This is a genomic window from Aeribacillus sp. FSL M8-0254, assembly GCF_038008845.1.
GTDB lineage: Bacteria > Bacillota > Bacilli > Bacillales > Aeribacillaceae > Aeribacillus > Aeribacillus composti.
The window spans coordinates 25,620-52,249 of the sequence record NZ_JBBOZY010000003.1 but is presented as its reverse complement, the minus strand read 5'-3'; the positions used below and the strand labels follow the sequence as shown (position 1 = coordinate 52,249).

Here is a 26,630-nt window from a genome sequence, read left to right as displayed (position 1 = left end):
AAATAAAATTAAAATGGAGTGGTGATTTTTTGAAATCAAAATTGCTAATTGGTTGTAATTCGTGTGAAAATGAATTGAAGAAAAAAAGTGGTTATTTTCTTGGAGTTAACGGTGACTACCATTTAATGTTTCCTGTCCGTACATCATATGCAAAAGAAGATCTCGGTCAATTATTCATAGATCACTATACATGTCCATTTTGTAATGGAAAATTAGAAATAACACCTAACATGATGAAATGGATCACTTCTTTTATGGATAAAACCTTTCATGTTCAGGTTAAAGAAGGTCTTATTGAATTTTCCAATGGAGAAATCTCTTTTTCCGTCCCTGTCGGAAAAGAAATTGATTCCGTTCAAGAGTATCTGGCATCATTAGGTGTTATACTTTTAAACGCTTGTGATTACTTACCTTCGCATAAAGAAATCTCTTTAGTACAGATGGCTACAAAAGAATATGACCATTCCAAATGGTTAGTCCGTGTTGAATCTGGAAAAGCAATTGAACCGTTTGTTGACACATACAATATATGGTTTGACGGAATATAAGAGGCTGGACTTAGCCCTCTTGCTTGGGGTTTTGTCCAGCCTTTTTTTTCTGTTTATAAATTAATCGTTCTTTTTAAGTAATCCAGTAATTCATTATTTGAAGAATTAATATTCTTTTCCCTTTGTCTAAGAATTTCTTCCTCAATACCGGTAATTTTTTCTGCAATTTCCTCTAATACTTTGCAGATTGATTTATATAAATAATTGTCTTTGTTTTTGATTCTTCTATCTGTTTTAAATTTCCTAAAACAAGCTAAAAGGATTTTATTAATATCTTTATCGTGTTCTTCTAAATGAATTACAATATTATATTTATTTTGTACTTTTGCTTTTGCTCTAAAAATAATACCAATGTAATTATACATTTGATCGAAGTCTTCACTAAAAACATATAGTGTTTCATAGATTAATGGAGGAACCGTATCTTTTAAACTTTGCTTAAGAAATTCATTTTGCTTCATGGGTGTTTCTGCTTTGACCGTATCTTTATATGTATCTATATATATATCTTTATTATTATTAATATTATTATTATTATAACCGTGATTATCCAGATCAGGGGAATCCAGATCGTGATTATCACGTTCTGGGTGCTTTTCTTGTTTTTTTGCTTCTTTTAGTCGGTTTTTTTTTCGCTCTTTTCTTTTTCTTTTCTCAATCTTTTCTTTTGCCATATTTTGCGCTTCTTCTCTAAATGGATTTAGTTATGAAACACAGGAATGTTATGGCTGGAGAGCTGGACAATGGTGACATGAGGAGATTTTTTCTGAAACCGTTCAATTTCCCTTGATACAAACCACCCAATGCGGCTTTGGCGGCCGATTGGTTCCCTTACATTGAACGGAATGAGCGTGAATCCGTATGACAACGCAATCGGAACAAGCTGCTTTTTGCCGACCAATTCACCGTAGCGGTGGCGGTTGATTGCCGCGCTGGTCCCGAAAAAGGTAAGAAGACGCTTCAAAAATAAATTGGCTTGCATATCCAGGCATGCCGTCGTTCCATCTCTAAAAAACAACTTCACCGAATCCCCTCTGTTTTCAAGATTAATCGGCACAAAAGCTTGTCCAAGCGAAACGAAATGCTTAACTTCCTTCCAATCCATTACCCCATCCCCTTATCTCTCAATTACAAAGAAAGCGAGAAATCGAATCTGTGATGTGGAATATACACGCTTAGCAGGAAAAGAAATGATCAATACGTAAAAAACGCCAGTGAAACTGATTTATTGAGTTCAATATATATTTTTTTGGTAAAAAAATCAAAATTTGAAAAATGAATTTTTCGGCATAAAAATGGAATTTTATCGTCTATTTCGCTGCATTATTGATGCGTTTTAGACGTAATAGGCGATATTGCCTTTAACGAAAAATCAATTTTATTTTATGTCTGACAAAAAATATTCATAAAATTGATCTGTTGATGTATAATTTGTATATAATTAATGTCTGACAAAAAAGGTGGTTAATATGAGAGAAGGACGATGTTATGAACAGCACGATTTTCAAGTGCTGGTGCTGTCCGAGTTTTCCAAACGCAGGGAGTCTACGGAGAAAGAAGAATGGGAGCTCCAGCGGGAATATCTGCGCTTAATCGATAAGATACCGCAAATGTGGGAGGAATTTGTGCAAAAGCATAAAAACATTTACGATCGCTTTGGATATTTGGACGTGATTGTCCATGATGATTTGCGGGTCGAGCGAAAAAAACTAAAGCGCGGGCGGCCGAAAGAGGACACGTCGAAGTCCCACCGCATCACCGTCCGGCTTGATGATGAATTGTATCAGATTCTACAAAAATATTGTCGGACAAAAAATATATCCGAATCAGAAGCGATCCGCAGGCTGATTGAGGAGTTGAAGTGGAGGCACTATTAGAATCTTGCCGCTTTTATACTCCTTTTCTTTTGGGAAATCTATCATTTTAGTTGAAGGGATTTTCAAACTTTCATAGAATAGATCTATAAAGAAAAGAAGAAATAAACGTTGGAAGAAAGGAGGATACGAAGGTTGTCGATCACTATCACCATGGGCATCCAAAAAGGAGGATGCGGAAAATCAACTACCACAGGGGTTTTAGCGTATTTATTAAGCCGAGATGGATATAGGGTGCTTGCGATCGACATGGATTCACAAGGGAATTTGACCGAGCTGCTTTCCAAGAAACCTGCAAACGAATTCGTGGAAAAGTCTGTGCTCGAAGCCATGCAGTACCGCGATCCGAAAAAATACATCGTGCAAATAGATGAAAACCTGGACCTATTACCGGCCAATAACTTTCTAGCGACTTTTCCGCGCTGGATTTATACAGGCATTACATATACGGGGGATAAAATCAAATATCATGGAAATCCGAGCTTGGTGCTCGATGAAACTTTGGAGGAAGTGCGCAATGAATATGACTTTATCGTGATCGATACCCCTCCGTCCTTAAGTGAACAGACAACCAATGCTTTATGCGCCAGCCAATATGTCGTCGTATTGTTTGAATGCTCCAACTGGTGCTATTCCGCGATTCCAAACTTCATGGATTCTGTAGACGGCGCCAGACGGCATGGAAGACACAACACGCGGCTGCTTGGCATTTTGCGGACCATGAACGATGTAAGACGCAACGACGCCAAAGCTTTTAACGAAATGATCGAGGAAGACTACCCAAATGAAGTGTTTAAAACGATCATCACACGCAAAGCCCCGATCGGCCGCTTGTCGCTATACGGCTTTGATCAAAACAACGAACTGGAGCAGGCTTTGGAGCAATACAAAAACTTTTATAAGGAGCTGATGGAACGTGTCAAAGGTAGATGACATCAAAAATCTAAAGCGTCAGCAAAAAGTCATTACGCCTACGCAAGTTTTAGTAGAACCTGTTGGAGATGAAACCAACGTTTCTTCGAATGAAGAAAACAACCAAGAAAGAAAGGAAGAAAAGAAAGTGGAAAGAAAACGCGTATCCTTCGACTTGCGGACGGATTTGCACAAAGAGCTGAAAATGCAATCGATCCTGCAGGAGAAGAATATTTATTTGCTTATTGAAGAAGCTTTAGAAAAATATTTAAATGAGCTTAAAAAATAAAGTAATATACCCAGCAAAGTGCTGGGTATATGAGAAAATTCTTAATTTTACTAATAAAAAATAAAAACTACCTAAAACGGTAGTTAACAGTACTTCGACGGTTTTTCACGCGGAATCCCGAGTTACTCACCGTCTATATTCAATATCTCGCGGAACCCCGAGAGATATTGATGTACCCTTATATTATAATAAGGCGTAAGCAAAAGTCAACTTCCAGTTGTAAGGAAGGGTGTTAATTAGTGGGTAAGGAAAAGATAATGATATTTTTTGATGAAAGCGGAAAAGGAAGTGTCAAACCTAATTTGATGGGTGGCTTATCTATTCCGCATGAAATATACTATCAAGATGATTTCCAATTATTAACTCAAAAATTACGGGATGGATTGATTAAGTTACATTTTAAGGGTTATTATGGCGATGCGAATGAAAGGGATAATTTTATTCGTGTTGGAGAAACTTTAGCAAAGTATTCTGAGTTCATCAAAATGATTGTGATTAATTATAATTACTCTGCTCTTGTTGGTGCTACTGAATTAGGAAAAGATGTAGTTGAAGACATGATTTACACAAAGTTTCCTGAAAGAATTCTTTATGGTTTACTGAGAGGATATGGTAAGAACATCGACATAGAAGCGGAAGTGTTAATCGAAAAAGCTAACGAGTACGAAAATCTTAATCTTTTCCAACTTAGAGATAAACATGAACATGACGTTAAATTGAATTTAGATGGTTTAGTAAAGGATTTATTAAATATTCAAGCGCTTTATAGAGGGGAAAATTACGTGATTAATAATTGCAGACTAGTTCCTAAGGGCGAAGAAATCGGAGTAGAAATGACTGACATGCTGTTGGGAATTGTTAGAACAATTATAGAAAACAAGCCATCAACTACTTTAAAACCTACTGCCAAAAATAAATTAACTATGCATTTATTACGAAATCCCGATTTTTGTTCTTTAATACAAAATATAAGATATTTTGAATGGGATCAATCAAAGGAATTACCAGAAGTAAGTTTAACGAGTTACTTGCAGCTATTCATGGCTAAACATTTTAACGAAACACTAAACTGAGTACCACCAAAGCTGGTGGTATTTTTCATTCCACAATTCCCCACTATGTTACACTTGGTTTGGACTTATATTTATATTTGTTTGGTGAAGTTGTGAAGAAGACGTTTAAAAACGGAGAAAATACCTAAACCAAAACCGAGATTTACGATTTAAAAGCAGAGAACAAAAGCTTAAAACTACATTACATGAACACATATGATAACGTCCATAGCTATACGTAGCGAAGCCGGAAAGCAGCTCACCACATCGCCGCGAGGAGCTTTCAAGCAAGAATAAAGTATCCAATCAAACAATAAACGTTTGTGGCATTAAATAAATTAAGCAACAAACAAACGAATAAAAGAATCAACGTTTATTTCTTCTTTTCTTCCTAACAAGGTTTATTTCAAAAAATTCCCCTCCCACTGGTCAAAGAAGCTATCAAGCAACAAAGCTCCGCGCCGGTCTTCTCGGCTGACCGCCTCCCTGCCTGTGGCAGTTCGGCTGGAGCCTGCGAAGCCCGGCGCTCGGCCCATTCAAAGAAGTGTTTTGCAAGCGAACTCATTCCGCAGCCATGCGAAGCAACTTTCGGAAGCCGCTCAGCGCATCGCTGCGGGCAGTTTTCAAGCAACAAATCAAGCATTCAACTAATCAGCAAATATTCGAATCTTTGAATAAAATAAACAATGAATAAAAGAACCAACGTTTATTTCTTCTTTTCTTCCTAACAAGGTTCACACCCCTCCTTTACCAATCAGGTGATTCATCACATAAATAAATCCCGCGCCGGTCTTCGTCGCTAATCGTCTCCTTGCTTATGGCAATCCGGCTGGAGCCTCCGAAGCCCGGCGCTCGGTCCATTCGAAGAAGCCCCTGTGCAAGCGAACTCATCATGCAGCCATGCGAAGTACATTCAGGTAGCCACTCACTGCATCGCTGCGGGAGGAAAAACACAAAATCGTTTTAAATACGAAAAAACGCCCCATAGAGGCGTTTTCCTCATTTTGAATAGAAAATACATCATTATTTAAAACGCATTGTAGGTCAATTTGAGAGGTCGCTTTTAAAAAAGTAGATGATTTTGTCATAAAAAGGATATGTATATTAAGATATTTTTGGTCTGACAAAAAATATAATAGACAGATCAAAAGAAAATCTTAATTGTCTTTAACACATTACATATCACGCCGCCGCTTCCGTTTCCTTTTGGTCCGGGTCCCCGGGGCGATGGTCGGCTGGTGGCCCAAATAAAGATGGTTATGGATGATCATGTTGACTTGACTTAGTTGAGCAAGTTCCAAGGGGGCTGCTGGGGATTAAGTCGTTTTTCATGTGTAAGTGATCAAATTGTATCAGTGAATGGAAAATCGGTTTTTACAAATATGGGCTAATCGATCGAAGAGGAGTTTTTGGAATGCTGAAAGACAAATTTCTGGCCGGGAAAGAGCAGTTTATCGATGGTGCAAATAAGTATTATATTACTCGTTACATAATTAAATATTTCGGGAGGAATTTTGGTATATGAATTACTAATACATGGGGCAAATTTATATAGTATAATAAATAAAAACCCCTTTCCGGGACTATGCCTGAAAGGGGCTTTTGTAATTCAGGACTATGCCTAATTACTATATAATATGTATATCCAATACCATCCGAAATATACATAATATACGATAATATCGAAGGGAAGATCTACGATTTCAGAGGCAAAAATTAACTGCATCACATATCTTGACGAGTCAAAAATCGAAAACATCCCTGACCATCCTTATCGGTATTACACCATTGCAAGCATAACAGCGGAAACGGAAGATTATATCAATGTGATCGAAAAAAGATGGATGGAATTTAGAGAAGATTATGGCATTCCTCTTGGACAGGCGATGCATTTTGCGGATATTAAACACTTGCTCGATCCAAAATCCGCCCATAATGAAACATGGGAGAACATTTTCTCTAATTCGAATGAAGAATTAGATTATGAAAAGCTATATCATTTTTATCAAGATTTATTATCCTTAATTCATGATTTGCCTTTTATTATTCAAGTAACAGGCTATCGATGGAATCCATCCCATCATATTCGATCAGTTTCAAAAAACTACAGGAAACAACATATTTATTATCATCCATATATTGCTTTTCGAGAACATTTAAATTTGATGAGTTATTATTTATTGGATTTGCATCATATAGAAAAGAAGAGAAGAAAGAAAATTACAAAGTTACGATATGATGGTGACATCGGTCTTGGAGAAAGAGATGATATTAAAGAAGCGTACCATCATTCCATTACGCTGGGTACGAAACATTTTCGACCGCAAACAGTCACTGAACTATTTGATGAAATTCGATTTATTGGAAAAAATGAAGTAGCACAGAATGCCACAATTACTCATGCTGGGTGTGAAATAGTGGATTTTGTTACTACAATTTGCGCAAGAGATTTGTGGCAAGTTGAAACAGAAAAAATTCTCCTTAAATTCCCTGATTCCAAAGTTATTGATCCTTTGCCTACAATTCGTTCGAAAATTTTACACAGCCAAAAAATTGATGATGTATATTTTGAAGAAAATACTTGAATTTAAAAAAAAATGTTGTATAATTGAGGGTAGTTAAGAGGGAATATTCCCGTCTTAACGAACCTCGCGAGCATAGTCTTGGCGAGTTTTTTATTTTACGAAATATGAATACTTTTTTATTTATATCGGGTATATAAAGATCGAGTAGTCGGTTTCGATATTTATTGATGAGGAGGAGTATTTATGTGTCTAGACATAAACTCCTCCTTTTAGTTTGAAAAATTTTCCATAATTCTATCTGAATTAACCGTTGAGACCTTCCTAAACATTATTATTTTGAGAAAAATTAGATACCGTTTATAACCTGTTGGAAGATCTTGATCCCCTTATGAAAGGGCTATATTCTAAACTCTAAGAGATTTTTGTTTAAAATATATAAGAGGGGGATGACAGAAACATGGGACAAATATGGGTTAATTTTTTATATTATAACTAGACGTATAATATACATTATATGTCTAGCAATATCGTCTTTTTTATGATATACTCGTCACATAATGTTATTTTTTCAATCGATTTTTTGCTCTTCGAATCCTTTTAAACTCGTCGTATAAGTGAAAGGGTGAAAAAGGTGCTCAACGAGTATGTCAATTACCTTCAAGAAAAAGGAGCTTCCCCAAACACGATCATCTCTTATACCAATGACTTGAATATCTTTTTCAACGATTTACATATCCGTCCGGGTGATTACGTCACGCCGGCCGACATTCGCAAATGGATCCAGCAAATGTTGAATCCGGTAGAAGGGAAACCGTTGGCTATCTCCACGATCAATCGCCGGCTTAATTCCCTGCGAAGCTTTTATGCGTGGGCGGTCAAACATCATAAGATTGAACAGAACCCAATGAGAGACATCCAGGATTTAAAATCAGCTGATGAAGAGAACGAAAAGATTATGTGGCTCACGGAAGAAGAATTTGAGGACTTGTTGCATCGAATGCGGAAAAAACCGGTGCAAAGCCGGGGAGTCGATCCTGAAGAGAAATATCGCCGGGACCGTGCAGTGGTGTACCTGCTTACCTATGCAGGATTGCGAGTAGAGGAGTTATCAAACTTAAAATTGACGGACTTAGATTTAGAGATGAAACGAATTCGGATCGTGGGGAAGGGAATGAAGGTCCGGACCGTACCGATCTCAAACATCCTACTGGCGGAACTTGAGGATTGGCTGAAGTTTCGTGCGGAAATGGCGAAAAAGAAACCACATGTGGCCGCATCGCCATACGTCTTTTACAGCCAACGCTCGCCGAAGTTTTCGGTCCGAGGCATTCAGCGAATGATCGAAAGCTACAGCCTGCCGAATAAAAAATTAACTCCACATATGTTCCGACATACGTTTTGCAAGTGGATGCTAAAGGCGACGAACAACGATATCGAGAAAGTGCGGCGGCTTGCCGGCCACAGCAATATCGCCACGACGTCCAGATACTTAAAAGACAGCTATAGTGATTTGGCGGATGCCGTGGAGGCGTTGCCGAAGTTCTAAACCGAATGAATTGATTCTGGGAGGGATAAAACATGTCTATAATGGATCAATTAAAAGTGATTGATGGGTATTTTGCCGATAATGCGTTTTATATAAGCAGCATCGCCGGATTTCCGTTAGAAGGTCGATTCAAGACCTCCGGTTTGCGTTCCTTGGCACAATTAATCGATGAGAACGAACCATTTTCTTTCACGTTAGGATCTAATACCGTGCTTCATGTCCCTGTGGAACTGAATCGGCAGCTGAAGAAGGAACTGTTCATGATAACGGATTGGTTGGAAGCCGAAAAGGAATAAACAAAACGTAAAACTTTTCGATTCGCGGCATTCAGCGAATGATTGAAAGCTACAGCCTGCCGAATAAAAAACTGACGCCCCATATGTTCCGGCATACGTTTTGTAAGTGGATGTTAAAAGCGACAAACAACGATATAGAGAAAGTTCGACGCCTCGCCGGCCACAGCAATATCGCCACGACGTCCAGATACTTAAAAGACAGCTATAGTGATTTAGCGGATGCCGTGGAGGCGTTGCCGAAGTTCTAAACCGAATGAATCGATTCTGGGAGGGATAAAATATGTCTATAATTTTAAATTAAATGGGGGTATTTATCGTGATCGAACCTACAGGCTATTGGACTTTTTTCTGCAATCCTCAGAAGTGGAGAATAGATGATTTTCTATTATCAGGAGAAATTTACGACACATTTTCCATTGCGAACCATCACAAAGATTACTTTGAAAAAGGTCAGCTTGGCGTCATAAGGGTTGGGCGCGACAGAAGATCAAAAAAACAGCTTGCAGGCAAGCCGCGGCTGAATCCGGGTATTTATGCAATTGTAGAGATTTTAGATAAACCTCAATTAATGAAAAGCACAAAAAACGATTATTGGGAAAACATCGAAGACAGTGAGAAAATCAGATACAGAGTCCCTATTAAATACGTAAAAAATCTGATCAGAACTCCTATTCTTTTAGAGGAATTGAATCTGAACAATGCTAAATATGATAAATACTTAATCGAAGGACTGCAAGCATCAACAATGCCTTTGAATCCACTTGCGTTTCAGGCTATAGTCAGTAAGATAGGCGGAATCGATGAACTCGAATTGGAATTCAACCAAAGAACATACGGCAAATAAAGATATATTATCATGTAAACTCCATCCCTTCCACTTGTCGCCAACGAATGTAAAAGCCCGGCAAAGCCGTATCCGATCAGCGAGACGGTCCATCAGCTGTCTCGCTGCCAACAGGAGAAGGTGCGTCTCTTCCACTACAGCCATGTCCTTGTTGCGACATGCAACGAACAAGCGAAATTTGGATCGATCGGCGCGAAACTGCGGCACTTCGGGGAATGGAAAGACCCGCATCCACTCAAGACAAGCGACATCGGCGCCAACACGACGAGGCAGGACATCTTGGTCGTGGGCATGTTCCCGAAAAAGAGTCTGCTGGACATGATCCAGGACTTTGTCGTATATGAGTACGAAGGCGGTCGCACGATCAAGAAATTCTGCCGCTACCAGCAGTTCCCCGTCGCCAATAAGGCAGTGGAACGCATTTTAATTGGCAAGATACCGAAGGAACGAGGGCAGTGTCGTCTGGGCGACGCAAGGGGCCGGAGATAGATTGACGATGCTCTACCTGTCCGTCAAACTGCGGTACCTCAAGAAACTGCGCAACCCGTCCATCGTTATTGTGACGGATCGTACCGATTTGGACGAACAAATCACGAATACGTTCCGTCGCTGCGGACTCCCGAACCCGCAGCGTGCCGAAATTGTCCGGGATCTGCGTGACTTGCTGCGGACGGCGACAGGCGCGACCATCATGACGACCATCCAAAAGTTCTAGGATCACGACGATGACGGGAGTGTCCCGCTCGTGAACTACCCACCACCTACGCTTCGCTTAGAGGTTGGGGCTTCAAGCGACTTGTGTGTGTTCGCTGAACGGTAAGCCACACACAAGAACCCTTTACGCTTCCCTTCGTTCCGAAGGTGTCCGTTCTACCCATATTCTATCCTATTCGTTGGCTAACGCCAACCGAAATTCATCTCCCACCTACTCATTGGGCTACGCCCTGCACATTCCTTGAGGATGGGAGACTTCTTTCGGAAATCCGTTAAACGACGCGGGCGACATCTTTGTCCTCATTGACGAGTCGCACCGCATCATTTCCGCTAACAACAACGAGCCTTTGAAAAAATACCACCTGACCAAAGAGAAACAAAAGCACTACATCGAGCGCTTCAAACAGCCGCTACACGAGGACAAACTGGCACTCATCATCGTGTGCGACATGCTACGGACAGGGTTTGACGCGCTGAGAGAACAAGTCATGTACCTCGGTAAACCGCTAAAGGAACATTACATACTCCAGGTGATCGCAAGAACGAGCCGGATATACAACGAGAAGACATATGACTTACCATCAACTATTACGGCGTGTCCGAGTACCTCAAGCAGACATTGACCATTTCTAACCCGAAGGACATCTAAGGGGCACTGACGTCCATCCAGTCAGAGATACCGCGACTGCAGTCGCGACACCGCATTACCATGCGCTTCTTTGGCGGAGTCAACCGCGACGAAATCAAGGCGTACATGAAAATCCCAGAACTCCAAAACGTGAGGCACGCCTTTGATCGGGTGTTTAAACGCTTCTCCGAAAGAATGGCCATAGTCATGCTGCCTCTGGGACGAAAAGTAGGGCATCTCCGGCTGCGGGAAAAGTTCCTAAACTTATAGATAGGCCTCGCATACATCCCCTTAATCATCAAATGATGCCTTTATCGTATAAGCAAGTTATTCACTTTTTCACCATATATATTCCCTATTATCCACATATAAAGCTTCTTCTTAATTAATTTATCAAATTAAAGATTTAGCATTTAACACTATGTTCTAATTAATCAATGACTTAAAAATCAATAATCAATAAGGGAGTTCTCTCCTACCCATAACCATATAAGATTCTAAGCAACCATCTCTATATCAATCTCATCATGAAAACAATTAAAAAAAGCAACCTTTACACCAATTTCAATCAATAAAACACCTAAATTCTCCTTTAACAAAACGAAAAAACAGAATCCCAATAACTTAAATAATCATACAAGCTCCGTCCAATACGGCTGTTTTATTAGATTCGAAAACAATTTGGGTAGTTTTTGAACAAGAGTTCCCCAACCGACAGATCCTCCCCCCTCCCAATAAAAAAGGCACTGGTTGATATAATCCAGTACTCCAATTATCGACAAGCGGCAGCAAGCAGGCTAACGCCCCATAATATAAGGGCGACGAACCATTTCACGGGAACGTCAGTTCGTAATCATCTTCTTTAGTTGCTGAATGCGTCGAACAGATAGCTGAAGCATTTCAGCCAGTTGCTTATTTGTCGCGTTTGGATGCCGCTCCATCGCTTTCTGCATTTGCCATACCCTGTCTTCCGTCTTTTCTTTTTGTTCCTCAAGATATTCCTCGCGTGTTTTCGCCCCTTTCTCGCGCCGTACTTCATCCATTCTTTTCTTATCTCTTTCCCGCTTGCGCCGCCGCTTTTCGTTTCCGTCGATAATCGTCTGCAAATGCCGCTGTTCTTCCGGTGTAATGTCAAACCATCTGATAATAGTGGAATTTTTTAAGTTATAGCCGGCTCCAGGATAGCCTTTTTTGATCGCCTCTTCATTTTCTTTTGCATCGCTTTTGGCTCTCCAGGCTTTTTCGGCGCTTCTCGTCGCCCGGATGACCTCTCGTTCGGACAGCGGCTCCTTAAACTCGCTGTTGAATTCGAGTACTTGTTGCAAAGCCTGCTCTGGATCGTCCGTAAAGCAGCAACTCCAGTACCGGTACAGAAAGCAAAACAGCTCCCGATATCCTTTTAAGTCGTAATCCCGCAACTCCGCCAGCTTCACCAAGTCTAGCAATCTAGCGTAATGCAGCGTACGGACGTTATGTAAATGAACGATTTTCGGCTTCCGCCCCCGCTTAGGCGGCCGATTCGAAGCCAGCTCCGGCAAATACTCATATTGCAAATCTCTAAGTACATATCGATAATCATGTCTATATTCGACAACGACTTCTTTTTTATTTTTTGGGTCTTCGGAATATATAGTGGAATTACTATTTTAATAATTTAAAAACAGTTAGTGTTAAATCGGATTATTTAGTGGAATACTAAGGAAAATAATAGTTCCAATCAAACACAAACACAGGTGATTATAGGTTGAAAAAAATTTAAATAGTCAGTGCAAGGGAAATAAATTACTATATTGTAAAGGTGTCATAACGTACTGATAAAAAAGATGCTTATATTATGAATTTCACTGTATAAACGTCTTGACACAAAAACTATTACACTATATAATGTAATTGTGAAATGGAGGAGGAAATAATGGCTGAAAACTGGTGTACACCAAAACCAAAACTAACGGAACGCCCCTTGTTAGATACAGATAACGCTGAGGGTTTAAGTGAGACCTTTAAAATACTTTCTAATGGGACTCGACTCAGAATATTGCACACTTTAATTCGAACACCAAATTTATCTGTTAGTGAGGTAGCAGAACAGCTTGAAATGAAACCTCAAGCCATTTCCAACCAACTTCAACGATTGGTCGATAAAGGCATCGTTCGCAATAATCGTGAAGGCAATTTTATTCGGTACCGAATTGTTGATAATTGTGTCGTTAGTCTTTTAGACCAAGGTTGGTGTTTAACCGAGGATTTACCAAAATAATAAGGAGGAGTTTGGTATGGAAAAATGTGCGAGACCAAGCTGTAATTGTCTTCTTGGTGAAAACAAAGTAGAAGTAGAAGGAAAAGTTTATTGCAGTCAAGAATGTGTAGATAACTGTACTGATGAAGTCTGTGAGTGCAAAGATTGTAGCTGTGCTACTGCATAAATGAATAATGAAAAGGTTATCCCTGCATCAATGGGATAACCTTTTTTACGTAGGATATTCAATGAAAGATAATTAATATCGTAACACTACGAGTAGTAAAGGATGAACAGTATGTCAGACTTATTATTACTACCAGATCTTAAAACAACAGAACCACCACAAGAAAATGAAAGCGATATGATGTTTAAAGTGGAAGCAATCGAACCGCCTGAACGTTGTCCTGAATGTGGTTTTGATAAGTTGTATAGGCATGACTCACGAAAGCAACTAATTATGGACTTGCCCATTCGTTTGAAGCGAGTGGGCTTACAACTAAAGCGTAGACGTTATAAATGTCGTGAATGTGGTTCTACCTTTTGGGAACGTCTTATTTCTATTGACGAAAAACGTAGCATGACTAAAAGGTTGTTAAAGTCCATTGAAGAGCAGTCTATGTCCAAGACCTTTGTGGATGTCGCTGAAAGCGTCGGTGTAGACGAAAAGACCGTAAGAAACGTCTTTAAGGACTATGTAGCATTTAAAGAACAAGAATACCAATTTGAGACTCCTAAATGGCTTGGAATAGATGAAATACATATTATCCGTAAACCTCGTCTTGTATTGACTAATGTTGAACGTAAAACCATCTTTGATATTAAGCCTAATCGTAATAAGAATACTGTTATACAAAGGCTTTCAGAGATTGGTGATAGGCATTACATTGAATACGTCACAATGGATATGTGGAAGCCTTACAAAGATGCAGTAAATACTGTTTTGCCACACGCTAAAGTAGTTGTAGATAAGTTTCATGTAGTCCGAATGGCTAATCAAGCATTAGATAATGTTAGGAAGTCTCTCAGAGCCAATATGACAGCCAAAGAAAGGCGTACCCTTATGCGTGAAAGGTATATCCTTCTTAAACGAAAGCATGACTTGAATGAAAGAGACTCATTTCTTTTAGATACTTGGTTAAGTAATAGCTCTGACCTAAAAGAAGCCTATGAAATTAAAGAAGAGTTCTACATGATATGGGATACAGATGATTCTGACGAGGGGATGGATCGTTATAGATATTGGAGACAACGTTGTTTATCCAGTAACTCTAAAGACGCATATAAAGACCTTGTTAGAGCTGTAGACAACTGGCAGGATGAAATCTTCAACTACTTCGATAAAAGGCTCACTAACGCTTATACAGAGTCCATTAATAGTATTATTAGGCAAGTAGAACGAATGGGTAGAGGTTACTCCTTTGAAGCCTTACGAGCCAAAATACTTTTTAATGAAAAACTACATAAGAGACGTAAGCCACGTTTTAATTCGAGTGCGTTCAGCAAAGCTATATTATACGAAACTCTCAATTGGTATGAAGTGACAGACCACAACATAACAGACAACTATGGTGTTGATTTTTCCACACTAATTAAGAAATTGGAGAAGGGTGGAATATAAGCCCTTTTCCACCATAAAATCCGAATACCCGTTTCTTTTTACATGGTAATTATTGTTATGAAAATTGCTCATCTACAGTATCTCTTTGAAAATCTAACCATCGAGAGAGTGGGTCTGACGACTTGGTCTGGAAATCCACGAATGATCAGATGTGCGGAAAAATTGGGAATGCGATTAGAAGGTAGAATGAGAAAATGCCGCTACTATAATGGTGAATACTATGATTCCATCCGAATGGGTATTCTTCGTGAGGAATGGAATGAGTTTAATTTTGCACATTATTTCCGAATACGCCTGAAATAATTTGAAAAAGGGATTCTGAAATAATGTGCTAATTTACAGTCAGGCTTCATGCCTGATCCTTGCTTGGCTTTTCTTCGTTTTGAAAAAAAACCGTCTTGAAAAAAAAACGTCCAGACGGTATAATAAAACCGTCCAGACGGTTATTTTAAGGAGTGAGGCATGTGGAATCAAAAGCTACAATAAAGCGTCAGCATATCTTAAAATCTGCAAAAGAATTCATTCTCAAAAATGGTTTTAATGAATTAACTTTGGATTCTGTGGCAACACAGGCGGGAATCAGTAAAGGCGGTTTATTATATCACTTCCCAAATAAAGAAGCATTATTGATAGGACTAGCACAATATATTTTCGAAGAATTCACTACGCTAATTGAGGATCAGGCTAAGAAAGACCCATTAGAAAAAGGTAAATGGTGCCGTGCTTTAATTGAGGTAACAAAAAAAGATTTGGAACATAACTCCGAGTTATATGTGGGAATAATTGCTGCTTCTATGTTAAGTCCAGATTTATTAAAAAATATGTCCCAAATTTATCAGTTTATGCAAAACAAAATGGATCAGGATGGTATAAACCCTGTAACAGCAACTATTATTCGGTTAGCAATAGATGGTCTTTATTACTCAGAACTTTTTAATATAGCTCCCTTGGATGACAAATTACGTGAAAAAGTATTCCAGCAATTAATAAATATGACAAAATAGGAGGATTCATCTTGAATGCATATGTAATTTTGGCAGTAGCCATCATAAGTGAAGTGTTTGGGAGCTCGATGCTAAAAGTATCAAACGGATTTAAAAAGTTGTTCCCTTCCATCGGAGTAGTAATTGGATATGGTGCAGCTTTTTACCTCCTATCTTTATCTCTTAAAGCAATACCGCTGGGTACGGCGTATGCTATATGGTCAGGTGTAGGTACGGCTTTAACCGCATTAGTTGGTGTTATCGTTTATAAAGAAAGTATTAATCTTAAAAAATGTTTAGGTTTAGTTCTAATCATTTGTGGAGTTATTGTTTTGAAACTCAGTAGTTCTCATTAACTCTTAGAGAGTCGGAGGTAATCGTATGAAAGGTTATATAACTTTAGGAATGTCCATTTTCAGCGAAATATTTGGTACGACAATGCTTAAATTGTCGGAAGGATTTACAAATTTATTCCCATCCATTGGAGTGATTGTTGGTTTTGGATTATCATTTTATTGCTTATCATTATGTCTTAAGACAGTTCCGTTAAGCTTAGCTTATGCTATTTGGTCAGGGATGGGCACAGCTTTAACAGCGTTAATTGGTGTACTGTTATGGCGAGACCCATTTAGTATCATTACATTAGTTGGCTTAGCATTAATAATTGGAGGGGTAGTCTTATTAAATGCTTCTAAAAGTCCAGAAAATGTAAGGAAACCATCCTGATTATGTTTAAAATCAACTTGTAGACGCATCGGAAAGTCAGGAAGATTATGGAACAGCAGGCTCCCAATCAGTTATCTCCATGAAGTTAAGAATTTCTTGTAAATCCTAACTGTAAATTATCATCTGTAGATGAGCAAATTCGCTAACATAAATTTACAACCAAACAAAAAAAGAGACATGAACCCGATTCCTTGATTAGAATAGATGTGTCACCAAAATTATTCACAAGGAGGTTCATGTCTCATGAATAGATTAGCACATCATCAAGGAATCCACAAGTTTTTCACGATGTTGGGGTTGGCACTTTATTTTTCAAAACCTGTCATGAAGCATCTCGTTCATATCGTGGATGCGATGATCACGAAAGGCTTTTCTGGAACGTTGACCGATCTTCATCATTGGAGCTTTCACCCCAATCATCGAACGACACTCAGCCATTTTTTCACGAAAAGCCCTTGGGATGAAGAGACGCTGCTTCGCAAACTTCAACAGTGGATGCTTCGTCGTGTCGAACGCATCGCCAAACAGGAGAATCAACCCCTTTTTGTTTCGATCGATGATACGATTTGCCAAAAAACCAAGCCTTCGTCACAGGCAACGCACGCCATTCAAGGGTGTGATTGGCACTATTCTCACACAGAGAAAAAGTCGATCTGGGGACATTCTCTCGTTTGGCTCATGGTTCATACGATGACCCAGGCTTTTCCCTTTGCGTTCCGCCTCTACGACAAGGCGGCTGGGAAAAGCAAGGGGGAACTCGCGATCGAGATGCTTTCTTCTTTGGATGTACACCGTCCTGTTTATGTGCTGATGGACTCTTGGTATCCATCGCAAAAGCTCGTGGAAGCTTGTCTGAAAAAGGGATTCCACGTAATCGCAATGCTCAAGACGAATCGGGTTCTTTATCCAAAAGGCATCGCCATCCAAGCCAAACAGTTTGCCCGCTATATCGAACCGAACGACACTCATCTCGTCACGGTGGGAGAAGAGCGTTATCGCGTGTATCGCTACGAGGGATCGCTGAAAGGTCTCGATGATGCCGTTGTGTTGTTGGCTTGGAAAGCCGATCAGCCGATGACACCTGAACATCTTCACTGCGTCTTGAGCACCGACCGGGAGCTAAGCGATGAAGAGATCTTGCGCTACTATGCCCAGCGTTGGTCGATCGAATGCTTTTTTCGACAAGCGAAAGACCAGCTGAAGCTCGATGGGTACCGCGTTCGTCAACGTCGGGCGGTGAAACGCTACTGGATCTTGGTGCAGCTTGCTTACGTGTACAGCATGTTCGAGTCGAACAGCGATTTTTCTGATGGGCTCGATCTTCTGCGCAAGAGAAAAGGACATAGCCTCGTGGAGTTCATTTACCGTGCAGCGAAACAAAATATTCCCATTGATACCGTGAAAAAACAGCTCCACGTGGCATAAGGGGTACCCTGTTTGTCTCTTTTACATGGTAATTATTGTAATTAAAATTGCTCAACTACAGTTAGATATTATGATGCCTGAAATGGACGGTTGGGAAACCTGTAAAGAAATTAGAAATCATTGGGATACACCTATCATAATGCTTACTGCCAGAGATTCAAAAGAGGATATAGTAAAGGGATTGAAAGGCGGTGCAGATGATTATATTTCAAAACCATTTGATGAAGAAGAGCTTGTTGCAAGAATTGAAGCCGTTTTACGCAGACAGAAAAATAATCATGGAGTAATACAGTTTAATGGCCTTAGTTTAGACCAAGATGCTTTCCAGCTACAATTTAAAGGGATAAATATTAACTTAACTCCAAAGGAGTTTGGACTAATTACTCTATTTCTTACGAATCAAAATATAGTATTTACAAGAGAGCATTTAATCACTTCTATTTGGGGGTATGAAGTATCGACTGAAGATCGAACGATTGATTCTCACATTAGAAATCTACGTGAAAAATTGAGAAAAGCAGGTTTTCCAGCAGAAAAATATTTACAAACGGTTTGGGGTGTTGGGTATAAGTGGAATAGTCATGAATAAATAAGTTATAGGTATTATAAGAAAAACACATATATAAAGGGGATTGACCTTTTGTCAATCCCCTTTATAAATAACTCGAAATTTTATTTATTCTACAGGTGAAAGTTCGTCTTCTGTTACCCACATATGATTTGTTATTTGTTCCCCTGTTTCTTCATCTGTGTAATCCACCATATAAACCGTAGTTTGTTCAGCTGTATCTATTGTTGCAGTTGCTCCATCCATTCCTTTCATATGTTCAGCATTTAAAACCACTTGATCGCCCGGTTTATATGATTCTTCACTCGGATTCTCAATTTCTTCGTGAACTACCCATTTATGATCTTCTACTGGTTCACCACCGGTTGTTGGGGTATATGTAACCGAATAGACTGTGGTATCAAAAGCACCCGAAACTGTTGCTTCTGCACCATTCATTCCAGCCATATGATCAGCATGAAGAATCACTTTACTACCAACAGGATATGTTGGATTTTCTGCCTCTGTTAAACCTTGGGGAACTTCTCCACCTGAGTGATTCATCTCTGAATGATCCATTTCTCCCGTAGAATCTGATTCTTCTTCACTATTATTTACGTTTTCTTGAGTTTCTGTTTCATTATCAGCATTTTCGTTTTGAGATGGTTCACCGCCGTTTGCACAAGCAGATAATAAGAATATCAATAGCATTGAAGATATCCCTAATACAACTTTTTGCTTTTTCATTATTATCACCCTTTCCAACATACTTATAGTCAAAGTCAAAATTATCAATAGTTTGTGCAGAATTTGTGCAAATATTATAGTACCTTTTTCCTAATTTTAGAATTTGCTGGAATCAATTTAAATTTATATCAACATCTCAAACTTCGCACCAAAATACAAAAATCAAATTAAACAATTGAATTATGGCTTTCCTAATTATATCAGGGCTTATTTGGCGATATCAGTCTGTGAAGTTTGAGTAATTAAGCATTCAATCATTTTTTGAAAAGAGCTATAAAATGATATATGCAGTAACCAATTTAACCTAATGCCACATCGAGAATCATCATCAATACAAAACCAACCATTAAACTCATAGAAGCGAGATCTTTATTGCCTTTTTCTTGTGAGCTTGGAATTACTTCTTCTATAACAACAAATATCATTGCTCCAGCAGCAAAGCTCAATGCATAAGGTAATAATGGTTCAATAAATGCAACTGCAAATGCACCAATGACCGCAGCTATCGGTTCAACCATACCTGAAAATTGGCCATAGAAAAAGCTCTTTCTTCGAGACATTCCTTCCCCTCTTAGTGGCATGGAAACAGCAACGCCTTCTGGAAAGTTTTGAATACCTATACCCAGTGCCAAAGTTAAAGCACTAGCTAAAGTTGCTTCAGTACCTCCATTTGCTAGTGCGCCGAAAGCAATTCCGACAGCTAAACCCTCTGGAATATTATGAAGGGTAATGGCAAGAACTAACAGGGTACTTCTTTTTCTTTCTTTTGGATAAATTCCTTCCGCATCGCTAATAGGGGCATTGGGATGAAGATGAGGTAAGATCTTATCGATTCCCCATAAAAAAGTTCCACCTAATAAAAATCCAAATGCTGCTGGAAACCATGGTCCTATGGCATTGTTATCTGACATTTCGATGGCTGGACCCAATAAAGACCAGAAACTCGCCGCAATCATGACACCTCCAGCAAATCCTAACATACCATCTAAAAATCGTTGATTTATTGTTTTTGTTGTAAAAACAAGTGCTGCCCCAAATGCAGTCATTCCCCATGTAAATAAAGTAGCCATAAATGCCTGAGTTATTGGATTAAAATTTTGAAAAAAGTCAACCATGAAAAGGACTCCTTTTTAAAAAATTAACCTAAATTTGATTAGGTTCAAAAAATTTGCCACAGGAAACATTTTAAGTCTAAGTTAAATGATAGTCAAAAATTTTATTCCTTATTTTAATAATTATAAAGCTCTTAAATATACAACTCTTATTATTAACCGTATTATATCCAAGCCTTGTTAAACTAAGCATTCGTCAGTTCAGAACATTATTTCATTTTCTAAAAGAGTTTTCTCCTCCGGTTTTCTTCAAATCGATGAGCGACTTTTCTAATTATATCAGGGCTTATTTGACAATTTCAGTCTGCGAAATTTTAAAAAATATACAAAATACTTAAATTCCTTAAAAGGATCCACAACATAATTGTTCTGGATCCCATGAAAGTTTTATTCAATTTTTAACAATTGAGCATTTATTGCACAAATAATAGTACTTAACGACATGATAACTGCACCGATAGCTGGCGTTATGACAATACCAACATTGTATAAAATACCAGCTGCTAATGGTATTGCAATGATATTATAGCCTGCTGCCCATACTAAGTTTTGAAACATCTTTCTAGTAGTCGCTTTCGACAGTCTAAGAATATTTAGAATGTCACTTGGGTTACTGTTAACTAAAATAACATCAGCCGTTTCAATGGCGACATCGGTTCCTGCACCAATTGCGATTCCGACATCTGCTTCAGCTAGGGCAGGAGCGTCATTAATTCCATCACCGGTCATTGCAACCTTTTTACCGCCTTGTTTTAACTCCCTAACGTATTTCGATTTTTCGTGGGGAAGGACTTCTGCGATTACTTTAGAAATGCCTAATTGTTCACCGACATAATTTGCGACACGACTATTATCGCCAGTCATCATAACAGTTTCAATACCGCGATCATGCAGTTCCTTAATTACTTCAAAGGATGATTTTCTGATGATATCTGCTAAAGCAATCATTCCTTGTAAAACATCATCTTTTACAACAAATACGACGGTTTTTCCTTGTCCAGCTAATTTTTCATAAACCTTTTCATCAAACGATATATGATTAGCTCTCATAGCACCCGGACTTATAACAGAAACTTCGGCACCATTCACATTCGCGGTTAACCCTTTTCCCGTTAAGTTTTTAAAATCTTTTACTTCATACAATTCAAGTTTTCGCTCTTTCCCTTCCCTAACAATTCCTTTAGCAATTGGGTGGTCTGATTGGGTTTCAACCGAATAAGCCAATTTCAAAAGTTCATCTTCACTTACGCCTTTGGACGGATAGATGTCTGTTATACCGAAGTTGCCTTCTGTTAGGGTTCCTGTTTTATCAAAAACAACACGATTTACCTTATAGGCCCCCTCAAAAGCTACTCGGTTACGAATTAACAATCCCTTTTTCGCTGCAATTGAAGTAGATCTGGAAGTAACTAATGGACCTGCCAAACCTAAAGCGTGTGGACAGGCAATAATCAAAACAGTTACCATTCTCTCTAAGGCAAACTCAAAATCACCAGTGGTAGCCCAATAAGCAAGCGTAATGATACCAACGACCACAGCTACATAAAACAACCATTTAGCAGCAATATCTGCATAACCTTGTGCTTTTGACTTCGTACTTTCTGCATCACTTACTAATTGAATAACCTGAGAAAGATAAGTATCATTCCCTGTTCTGCTAACGTTTATTTTTAAAACACCTGACCCATTGATTGAACCTCCAATGGCCTCCATACCCGGTTTCTTTTCCACAGGAACAGATTCCCCAGTTAACATGGATTCATCGACCGTTGATTCTCCTTCGAAAATAGAACCGTCAATTGGAATCTTTTCACCTGATTTTACTAGTATTTTATCACCGGGATGCAAATCCTCTACTGAGACATTAACGATATTACCCTTGGAATCGATTTTATGTGCTTCTTTTGGCATCAGCTTGATTAGTTCCTCTAAGGCTTTGGAAGCCCCCATGATTGATTTCATTTCAATCCAGTGTCCAAGGAGCATAATCACAATTAATGTGGCTAACTCCATAAAGAAATCACTGCCATCGATAAAGAATACAGTTAATGAACTATAGACATATGCTGTAACAATTGCTAGTGAAATTAACATCATCATACCAGGCGCGCGATTTTTCAACTCATCCCAAGCACCTTCTAAGAAAGGTTTACCTCCATAGACGAAGAGGATGGTGGATAAAATAAATAATAGAGTACCTTGTCCGCTAAAATCTAGGTGATAACCAAATAGCATTTGGGTCATCTCAGATAAAAATACAATCGGGATTGCTAAAACAAGCGCAATCCAAAACCTTTTCTTAAAGTCTTCTACCATATGAGCATGGTGGCCTGCATGACCTCCATGTCCTGAATGACCATGGTCGTGTTGTTGATGGCCTCCATGTTCCATATGTTCATGGTCATGTTGCTGATGCCCCTTATGTTCCATATGTTCATGGTCATGATGCTGATGACCTTTGTGTTTCATATGTTCATGGTCGTGTTGCTGATGCCCCTTATGTTCCATATGTCCATGATCGTGATGCTGTTGACCTTCATGTTCCATATGTCCATGGTGATGTTGATGGCTTTCTTGCCCTATATGTTCATTATTATGATTTTCCTTTTGATGTTTACTGTTCTCTTTTAAATCATCGTCTTTTGTCATTAATTTTTCTCCTTTCATAAATGACACAATTTATTCAAATAGTATTATTTACATATGGTTTGTCTTTACTCCTTAATGATCTTTAGGTGTTCTAAAATAAAAATTTGTTGATCTTCATTCAATATTATAATTTCCATATGATCAGAAGTTCTCGTATTCTAACATTACCAAAAGGTTAATATATCTAGTATTCCTAATAAAATCATACATAACATTACTAAAGATATACTTACCTTAATTGATTCACAAAAGTAATAAATTTTATTTTCATACATCAGCTGTATAATAATATTATTTACTATTAGACTCCCATGCCGCAAAAGCGGCACCAGCAGATGATGAAAATAGTTCGTCCATGTATACTTAATCTTAGGCTGGCCAGCGAGGTCGTCTTACCTTGGTGCCATGAGCCCGTTAATTAGACAGACCCCGACGACCTGGTGCACCACAGACTGTTGCTCCCTGGGGAAGCACGCGGGATAGAATGACGTGTATGGTCGTTGCACCGCCAGCCTGTGTTTATTACATGTTAGGCATGGGGGAACGAACATGGACATTATCCATACTCATGTTTGTGGATTAGACGTTCATAAGAAGAACGTCGTCGCTTGTATTATTACTCCGGATCATCAAGAGATCCGCACGTTTTCTACCATGACTGAAGACTTGCTTATGCTTGTAGACTGGATCAAGGCGCATGGCGTCACTCACGTGGCCATGGAAAGTACAGGTTCCTACTGGAAGCCAATTTATAACCTGTTGGAGATGGAAGACATCAAGATTTTAGTGGTCAATGCCAAACATATCAAAAATGTGCCTGGTCGCAAAACAGATGTAAAGGATGCCGAGTGGATCGCTGGACTCTTACGCCATGGATTGCTACAAGGTAGTTACATCCCTGACCGCCAGCAACGGGAGTTGAGGGAACTCATCCGTTATCGTCGCAGCCTGATTGAAGAGCGGGCTCGCGAAATCAACCGCATCCAGAAGGTACTGGAAGGGGCTAACATCAAACTCTCCTCGGTGGCGACCAATGTGCTGGGCAAATCGGGTCGAGCCATGATCGAGGCTTTAATTAATGGTGAAACTGACCCCGATGTGCTATCCGAACTGGCTCAGCACCGTCTCAAACGGAAGAAAGAGGAGTTGAAAAAGGCCCTGAAGGGCCTCATCGGCCCTCATCAACGCCTGATGCTTAAAACCCAGCTTGAGCATATTGATCACTTAGATGCCTTGATTGAAGAACTGGATGCTGAAATCAAGGAGCGGATGCGCCCTTTTGAAGATGACCTGGAGCGGTTAGATACGATCCCCGGCGTTGGTCGGCGCACAGCGGAGCATATTTTGGCTGAGATTGGCCCTGACATGACACAGTTTCCTTCGGCAGCTCACTTGTGTTCATGGGCAGGAGTCGCCCCAGGGAATAACGAAAGTGCCGGAAAACGAAAGTCAGGGAAAACCCGCAAGGGAAACCAGAAGCTTCGTAGCACCCTGGTGGAAGCCGCCCGTGCCGCTGCTAGGTCCAAACACACCTATCTATCCAGCCAGTACCACCGTATTGCTGCACGCCGGGGGGCCAATCGTGCAGCGGTTGCGGTCGCTCATAGCATCCTGACTATTGTCTACCATCTCCTCAAAAAGAAGCAGACTTACATCGAACTTGGTCCACATTACTACGAAGAACGCAAGCGCCATCAAGTCGCCAGACAAGCGATTCGGAAGTTGGAAACACTAGGGTTTAAGGTCATGGTAGAGCCGTCAAATCAAACAGCGTAGTTAACCGAAACAGTAACCATCAGGTGCATAAACATGACTTATTCCAGCAAATACCAATCTGCTGGTGTTAACACCCCCTGGATTTTTTGTGCTTTTTTCATGGACTTAAATTTTCGGGATAGAAAGTATAAAAAGAGGAAATGTCCTAGCATTTCCTCTTTTTTATATTTGAGCATTTTGCAAAATTAGATTTTTTGGATAAAAGTATAAAAAATAAAGCACTCGACAAATAGCTACCAGCATGTTGTTTTACAAAATATTACAATAATCTTGTTTTTGGGCATACCTGCAGAATTTTTCACATTGAATTTTTTTAAGCGGCTTTCTTCCCTTTATTTTCCTTTGCCATCGCTAGCGCTGAAACAAGTAATACAATAGCGTTCAGGTAAATATGGGTCTTTACTTTTTCAATTCCCCATACATGTAGGGAGTTCGCCGTAAGGTAGCTTTTCATTCTTGAATTACAGCGTTCTACACTTGTCCTCTCGTTGTAAAGCTCTTTCCAACGTTTTGTATCACGGTGCGGATTGGAATATCGGCGCACATCCTTTTTGATGTCGACTTTTACCACCATTCCATAGTTGGAAGATGAACAGGCTGCCATTCCTAATGGGCAATCCACTTTGCCGGTTGCGTGAGGACATCTGAACTTGAGCTGGTCCTTATCAGCTCCCCAATAAGTCATTTCATAACCCATGGAACAACGCGGAGTTCCATTGGAAGAAATCCCTTCAGGAGGCTCTTTTTCGTTGCGCAAATTGAGCGGGATAATGGCTTGCGCTCCAATGTTTTTGGCTGATTCATAGTTTTTTAGTTGGTCATATCCGCCATCCATGATCAGAAATTCAATTTTGGATTTGGTACGCTCTGCCACTTGCTCGATTAATTCTGGTGCGACTTCTCCATCGTTCACATGGGCAGGGGTTACTTTTATGGCCATTGGCAGTTCGCTTGCGGTATCGACTGAAAGATGCATCTTATAGCCAAACCAGGTAATTTTATTGCCGAAGGAATCATATTTTGCGCCCCAATTGGCATTACCCGTTTGTTCACTACGCTTTTTGGGCTGTTTCTTTTCATAGGCATCAATGGCGGCACTGTCGATGGCCTGGTGGCTGCCGTCAATTATTCCTTCCTCCTGAGCTAACTGTACCAAGTCAAGGAAGATCTTTTCAGCCAGCTTTTTTTTGGTAAGTGCTGCAAAAACCCGGCTGAGAGTGGAGATAGACGGTGCGGGGCGATCAATCGATAAACCGCATTGATAACGGAAACGAAGGTCTTTATCCAATCGATGATGAAGGGCGGTAAAGGTGTCGATGCCTTCGAGTGGGGCAGCGATGAGAGCCCTTAGAATCCCTTCTCTGGAATGACCGTCAGCCCCTCGGGGTGAAGAACTTCTCAACTGTTTAGCATAAGGGCGTAAATCAAGCGAGCTAAAAAAGATAGGTAATTTCTCTTTTGACTCTAATTTTTGCAGTTCTTCAAAGGAAAATAGGCTTTCTTGTAGAATATACAAAGTGACTTCCTCCTTTTGAATTTTTTGTTGTTTCGTCACTTCAAAAATTCTACATTTTAGGGGT

The 26,630-nt window shown here is 39.6% G+C and carries 26 protein-coding genes and 3 pseudogenes; 22 read left to right on the top strand and 7 right to left on the bottom strand.

Annotation, left to right across the window (positions count from 1 at the left end; genetic code table 11):
* A partial coding sequence (locus tag NSQ44_RS18900) for a hypothetical protein (RefSeq protein ID WP_340858406.1) occupies nucleotides 1-548 on the top strand: 548 nt, incomplete at its 5' end.
* A gap of 53 nt (nucleotides 549-601) precedes the next feature.
* Here the strand turns inward: NSQ44_RS18900 and NSQ44_RS18895 are convergent.
* Together NSQ44_RS18895 and NSQ44_RS18890 are read right to left on the bottom strand one after the other, a co-directional pair.
* On the bottom strand, nucleotides 602-1,222 hold the full coding sequence (locus tag NSQ44_RS18895) for a hypothetical protein (protein ID WP_340858405.1): 621 nt from the start codon (nucleotides 1,220-1,222) through the stop codon (nucleotides 602-604).
* Nucleotides 1,223-1,248: 26 nt separating this feature from the next.
* Nucleotides 1,249-1,653 carry a hypothetical protein gene (locus NSQ44_RS18890; protein WP_044899714.1) on the bottom strand — a complete coding sequence of 135 codons (405 nt, stop codon included), beginning with the start codon at nucleotides 1,651-1,653 and terminating at the stop codon, nucleotides 1,249-1,251.
* Between the two features lie 364 nt (nucleotides 1,654-2,017).
* On the opposite strand from NSQ44_RS18890, the gene NSQ44_RS18885 reads away from it, so the two are divergent.
* From NSQ44_RS18885 to NSQ44_RS19150, 12 genes and pseudogenes are all read left to right on the top strand, one after another.
* Entirely contained in the window at nucleotides 2,018-2,425 is a 408-nt protein-coding gene (locus NSQ44_RS18885) for a ribbon-helix-helix protein, CopG family (RefSeq protein WP_052660337.1), read from the top strand.
* A 132-nt stretch (nucleotides 2,426-2,557) separates the two neighbouring features.
* Entirely contained in the window at nucleotides 2,558-3,355 is a 798-nt protein-coding gene (locus NSQ44_RS18880; protein ID WP_340858396.1) for a ParA family protein, read from the top strand.
* Complete coding sequence (locus NSQ44_RS18875; RefSeq protein WP_340858392.1) at nucleotides 3,339-3,623, top strand: hypothetical protein; 285 nt, start codon at nucleotides 3,339-3,341, stop codon at nucleotides 3,621-3,623. The genes NSQ44_RS18880 and NSQ44_RS18875 overlap by 17 nt, the downstream gene beginning before the upstream one ends.
* A gap of 239 nt (nucleotides 3,624-3,862) precedes the next feature.
* Nucleotides 3,863-4,696, top strand: coding sequence for a DUF3800 domain-containing protein (locus NSQ44_RS18870; RefSeq protein WP_340858391.1), 834 nt, complete (start codon nucleotides 3,863-3,865; stop codon nucleotides 4,694-4,696).
* A 1,805-nt stretch (nucleotides 4,697-6,501) separates the two neighbouring features.
* The gene (locus NSQ44_RS18865; RefSeq protein ID WP_340858390.1) at nucleotides 6,502-7,260 is read left to right on the top strand and encodes a hypothetical protein; all 759 of its coding nucleotides are present in this window, start codon (nucleotides 6,502-6,504) and stop codon (nucleotides 7,258-7,260) included.
* A 571-nt stretch (nucleotides 7,261-7,831) separates the two neighbouring features.
* Nucleotides 7,832-8,746 carry a tyrosine-type recombinase/integrase gene (locus tag NSQ44_RS18860; protein ID WP_340858386.1) on the top strand — a complete coding sequence of 305 codons (915 nt, stop codon included), beginning with the start codon at nucleotides 7,832-7,834 and terminating at the stop codon, nucleotides 8,744-8,746.
* Nucleotides 8,747-8,778: 32 nt separating this feature from the next.
* Nucleotides 8,779-9,042 carry a hypothetical protein gene (locus tag NSQ44_RS18855; RefSeq protein ID WP_340858383.1) on the top strand — a complete coding sequence of 88 codons (264 nt, stop codon included), beginning with the start codon at nucleotides 8,779-8,781 and terminating at the stop codon, nucleotides 9,040-9,042.
* Between the two features lie 14 nt (nucleotides 9,043-9,056).
* Nucleotides 9,057-9,290 (top strand): annotated as a pseudogene (locus NSQ44_RS18850) (tyrosine-type recombinase/integrase); the annotation flags it as partial.
* A 68-nt stretch (nucleotides 9,291-9,358) separates the two neighbouring features.
* Nucleotides 9,359-9,886, top strand: coding sequence for an EVE domain-containing protein (locus NSQ44_RS18845; RefSeq protein ID WP_340858379.1), 528 nt, complete (start codon nucleotides 9,359-9,361; stop codon nucleotides 9,884-9,886).
* A 120-nt stretch (nucleotides 9,887-10,006) separates the two neighbouring features.
* A complete protein-coding gene (locus NSQ44_RS18840) occupies nucleotides 10,007-10,375 on the top strand; it encodes a hypothetical protein (RefSeq protein WP_052660098.1) in 369 nt (122 codons plus the stop codon).
* Nucleotides 10,376-10,382: 7 nt separating this feature from the next.
* Entirely contained in the window at nucleotides 10,383-10,601 is a 219-nt protein-coding gene (locus NSQ44_RS18835; protein ID WP_340858410.1) for a hypothetical protein, read from the top strand.
* Nucleotides 10,602-10,890: 289 nt separating this feature from the next.
* Nucleotides 10,891-11,223 carry a type I restriction enzyme subunit R domain-containing protein gene (locus NSQ44_RS19150; protein WP_445659546.1) on the top strand — a complete coding sequence of 111 codons (333 nt, stop codon included), beginning with the start codon at nucleotides 10,891-10,893 and terminating at the stop codon, nucleotides 11,221-11,223.
* Nucleotides 11,224-12,070: 847 nt separating this feature from the next.
* Here NSQ44_RS19150 and NSQ44_RS18830 read toward each other — a convergent pair.
* Entirely contained in the window at nucleotides 12,071-12,781 is a 711-nt protein-coding gene (locus NSQ44_RS18830; protein ID WP_340858376.1) for a hypothetical protein, read from the bottom strand.
* Between the two features lie 359 nt (nucleotides 12,782-13,140).
* Between NSQ44_RS18830 and NSQ44_RS18825 the strand changes: the two genes are divergently transcribed.
* From NSQ44_RS18825 to NSQ44_RS18790, 8 genes and pseudogenes are all read left to right on the top strand, one after another.
* Nucleotides 13,141-13,485, top strand: a complete 345-nt coding sequence (locus tag NSQ44_RS18825; protein ID WP_041846673.1) for an ArsR/SmtB family transcription factor — start codon at nucleotides 13,141-13,143, stop codon at nucleotides 13,483-13,485.
* A gap of 277 nt (nucleotides 13,486-13,762) precedes the next feature.
* Entirely contained in the window at nucleotides 13,763-15,085 is a 1,323-nt protein-coding gene (locus tag NSQ44_RS18820) for an ISL3 family transposase (RefSeq protein ID WP_041846675.1), read from the top strand.
* Between the two features lie 81 nt (nucleotides 15,086-15,166).
* Nucleotides 15,167-15,388 (top strand): annotated as a pseudogene (locus NSQ44_RS18815) (GNAT family N-acetyltransferase); the annotation flags it as partial.
* 161 nt (nucleotides 15,389-15,549) lie between these two features.
* Nucleotides 15,550-16,089 (top strand): TetR/AcrR family transcriptional regulator, encoded by a 540-nt coding sequence (locus NSQ44_RS18810; protein WP_340858373.1) that lies wholly within the window; start codon nucleotides 15,550-15,552, stop codon nucleotides 16,087-16,089.
* A 68-nt stretch (nucleotides 16,090-16,157) separates the two neighbouring features.
* A complete protein-coding gene (locus NSQ44_RS18805) occupies nucleotides 16,158-16,424 on the top strand; it encodes a DMT family transporter (protein WP_425439780.1) in 267 nt (88 codons plus the stop codon).
* Nucleotides 16,425-16,449: 25 nt separating this feature from the next.
* Nucleotides 16,450-16,794, top strand: coding sequence for a DMT family transporter (locus NSQ44_RS18800; RefSeq protein ID WP_340858371.1), 345 nt, complete (start codon nucleotides 16,450-16,452; stop codon nucleotides 16,792-16,794).
* Nucleotides 16,795-17,037: 243 nt separating this feature from the next.
* Nucleotides 17,038-18,219: an IS701 family transposase gene (locus NSQ44_RS18795; RefSeq protein WP_340856192.1), complete on the top strand. Its 1,182-nt coding sequence runs from the start codon at nucleotides 17,038-17,040 to the stop codon at nucleotides 18,217-18,219.
* 61 nt (nucleotides 18,220-18,280) lie between these two features.
* Nucleotides 18,281-18,808: pseudogene (locus NSQ44_RS18790) on the top strand (response regulator transcription factor); the annotation flags it as partial.
* Between the two features lie 87 nt (nucleotides 18,809-18,895).
* On the opposite strand, the gene NSQ44_RS18785 reads toward NSQ44_RS18790, so the two are convergent.
* From NSQ44_RS18785 to NSQ44_RS18775, 3 genes are all read right to left on the bottom strand, one after another.
* The gene (locus NSQ44_RS18785; protein ID WP_108898150.1) at nucleotides 18,896-19,513 is read right to left on the bottom strand and encodes a YdhK family protein; all 618 of its coding nucleotides are present in this window, start codon (nucleotides 19,511-19,513) and stop codon (nucleotides 18,896-18,898) included.
* Nucleotides 19,514-19,812: 299 nt separating this feature from the next.
* Nucleotides 19,813-20,628, bottom strand: coding sequence for a ZIP family metal transporter (locus NSQ44_RS18780; RefSeq protein ID WP_041844919.1), 816 nt, complete (start codon nucleotides 20,626-20,628; stop codon nucleotides 19,813-19,815).
* A gap of 384 nt (nucleotides 20,629-21,012) precedes the next feature.
* Nucleotides 21,013-23,094 (bottom strand): copper-translocating P-type ATPase, encoded by a 2,082-nt coding sequence (locus tag NSQ44_RS18775; RefSeq protein WP_377701635.1) that lies wholly within the window; start codon nucleotides 23,092-23,094, stop codon nucleotides 21,013-21,015.
* Between the two features lie 729 nt (nucleotides 23,095-23,823).
* Here NSQ44_RS18775 and NSQ44_RS18770 point away from each other — a divergent pair.
* Nucleotides 23,824-25,050 carry an IS110 family transposase gene (locus tag NSQ44_RS18770; protein WP_340856590.1) on the top strand — a complete coding sequence of 409 codons (1,227 nt, stop codon included), beginning with the start codon at nucleotides 23,824-23,826 and terminating at the stop codon, nucleotides 25,048-25,050.
* 313 nt (nucleotides 25,051-25,363) lie between these two features.
* Here the strand turns inward: NSQ44_RS18770 and NSQ44_RS18765 are convergent, their stop codons facing one another.
* A complete protein-coding gene (locus NSQ44_RS18765; protein ID WP_063210481.1) occupies nucleotides 25,364-26,566 on the bottom strand; it encodes a transposase in 1,203 nt (400 codons plus the stop codon).
* Nucleotides 26,567-26,630: the final 64 nt, after the last annotated feature.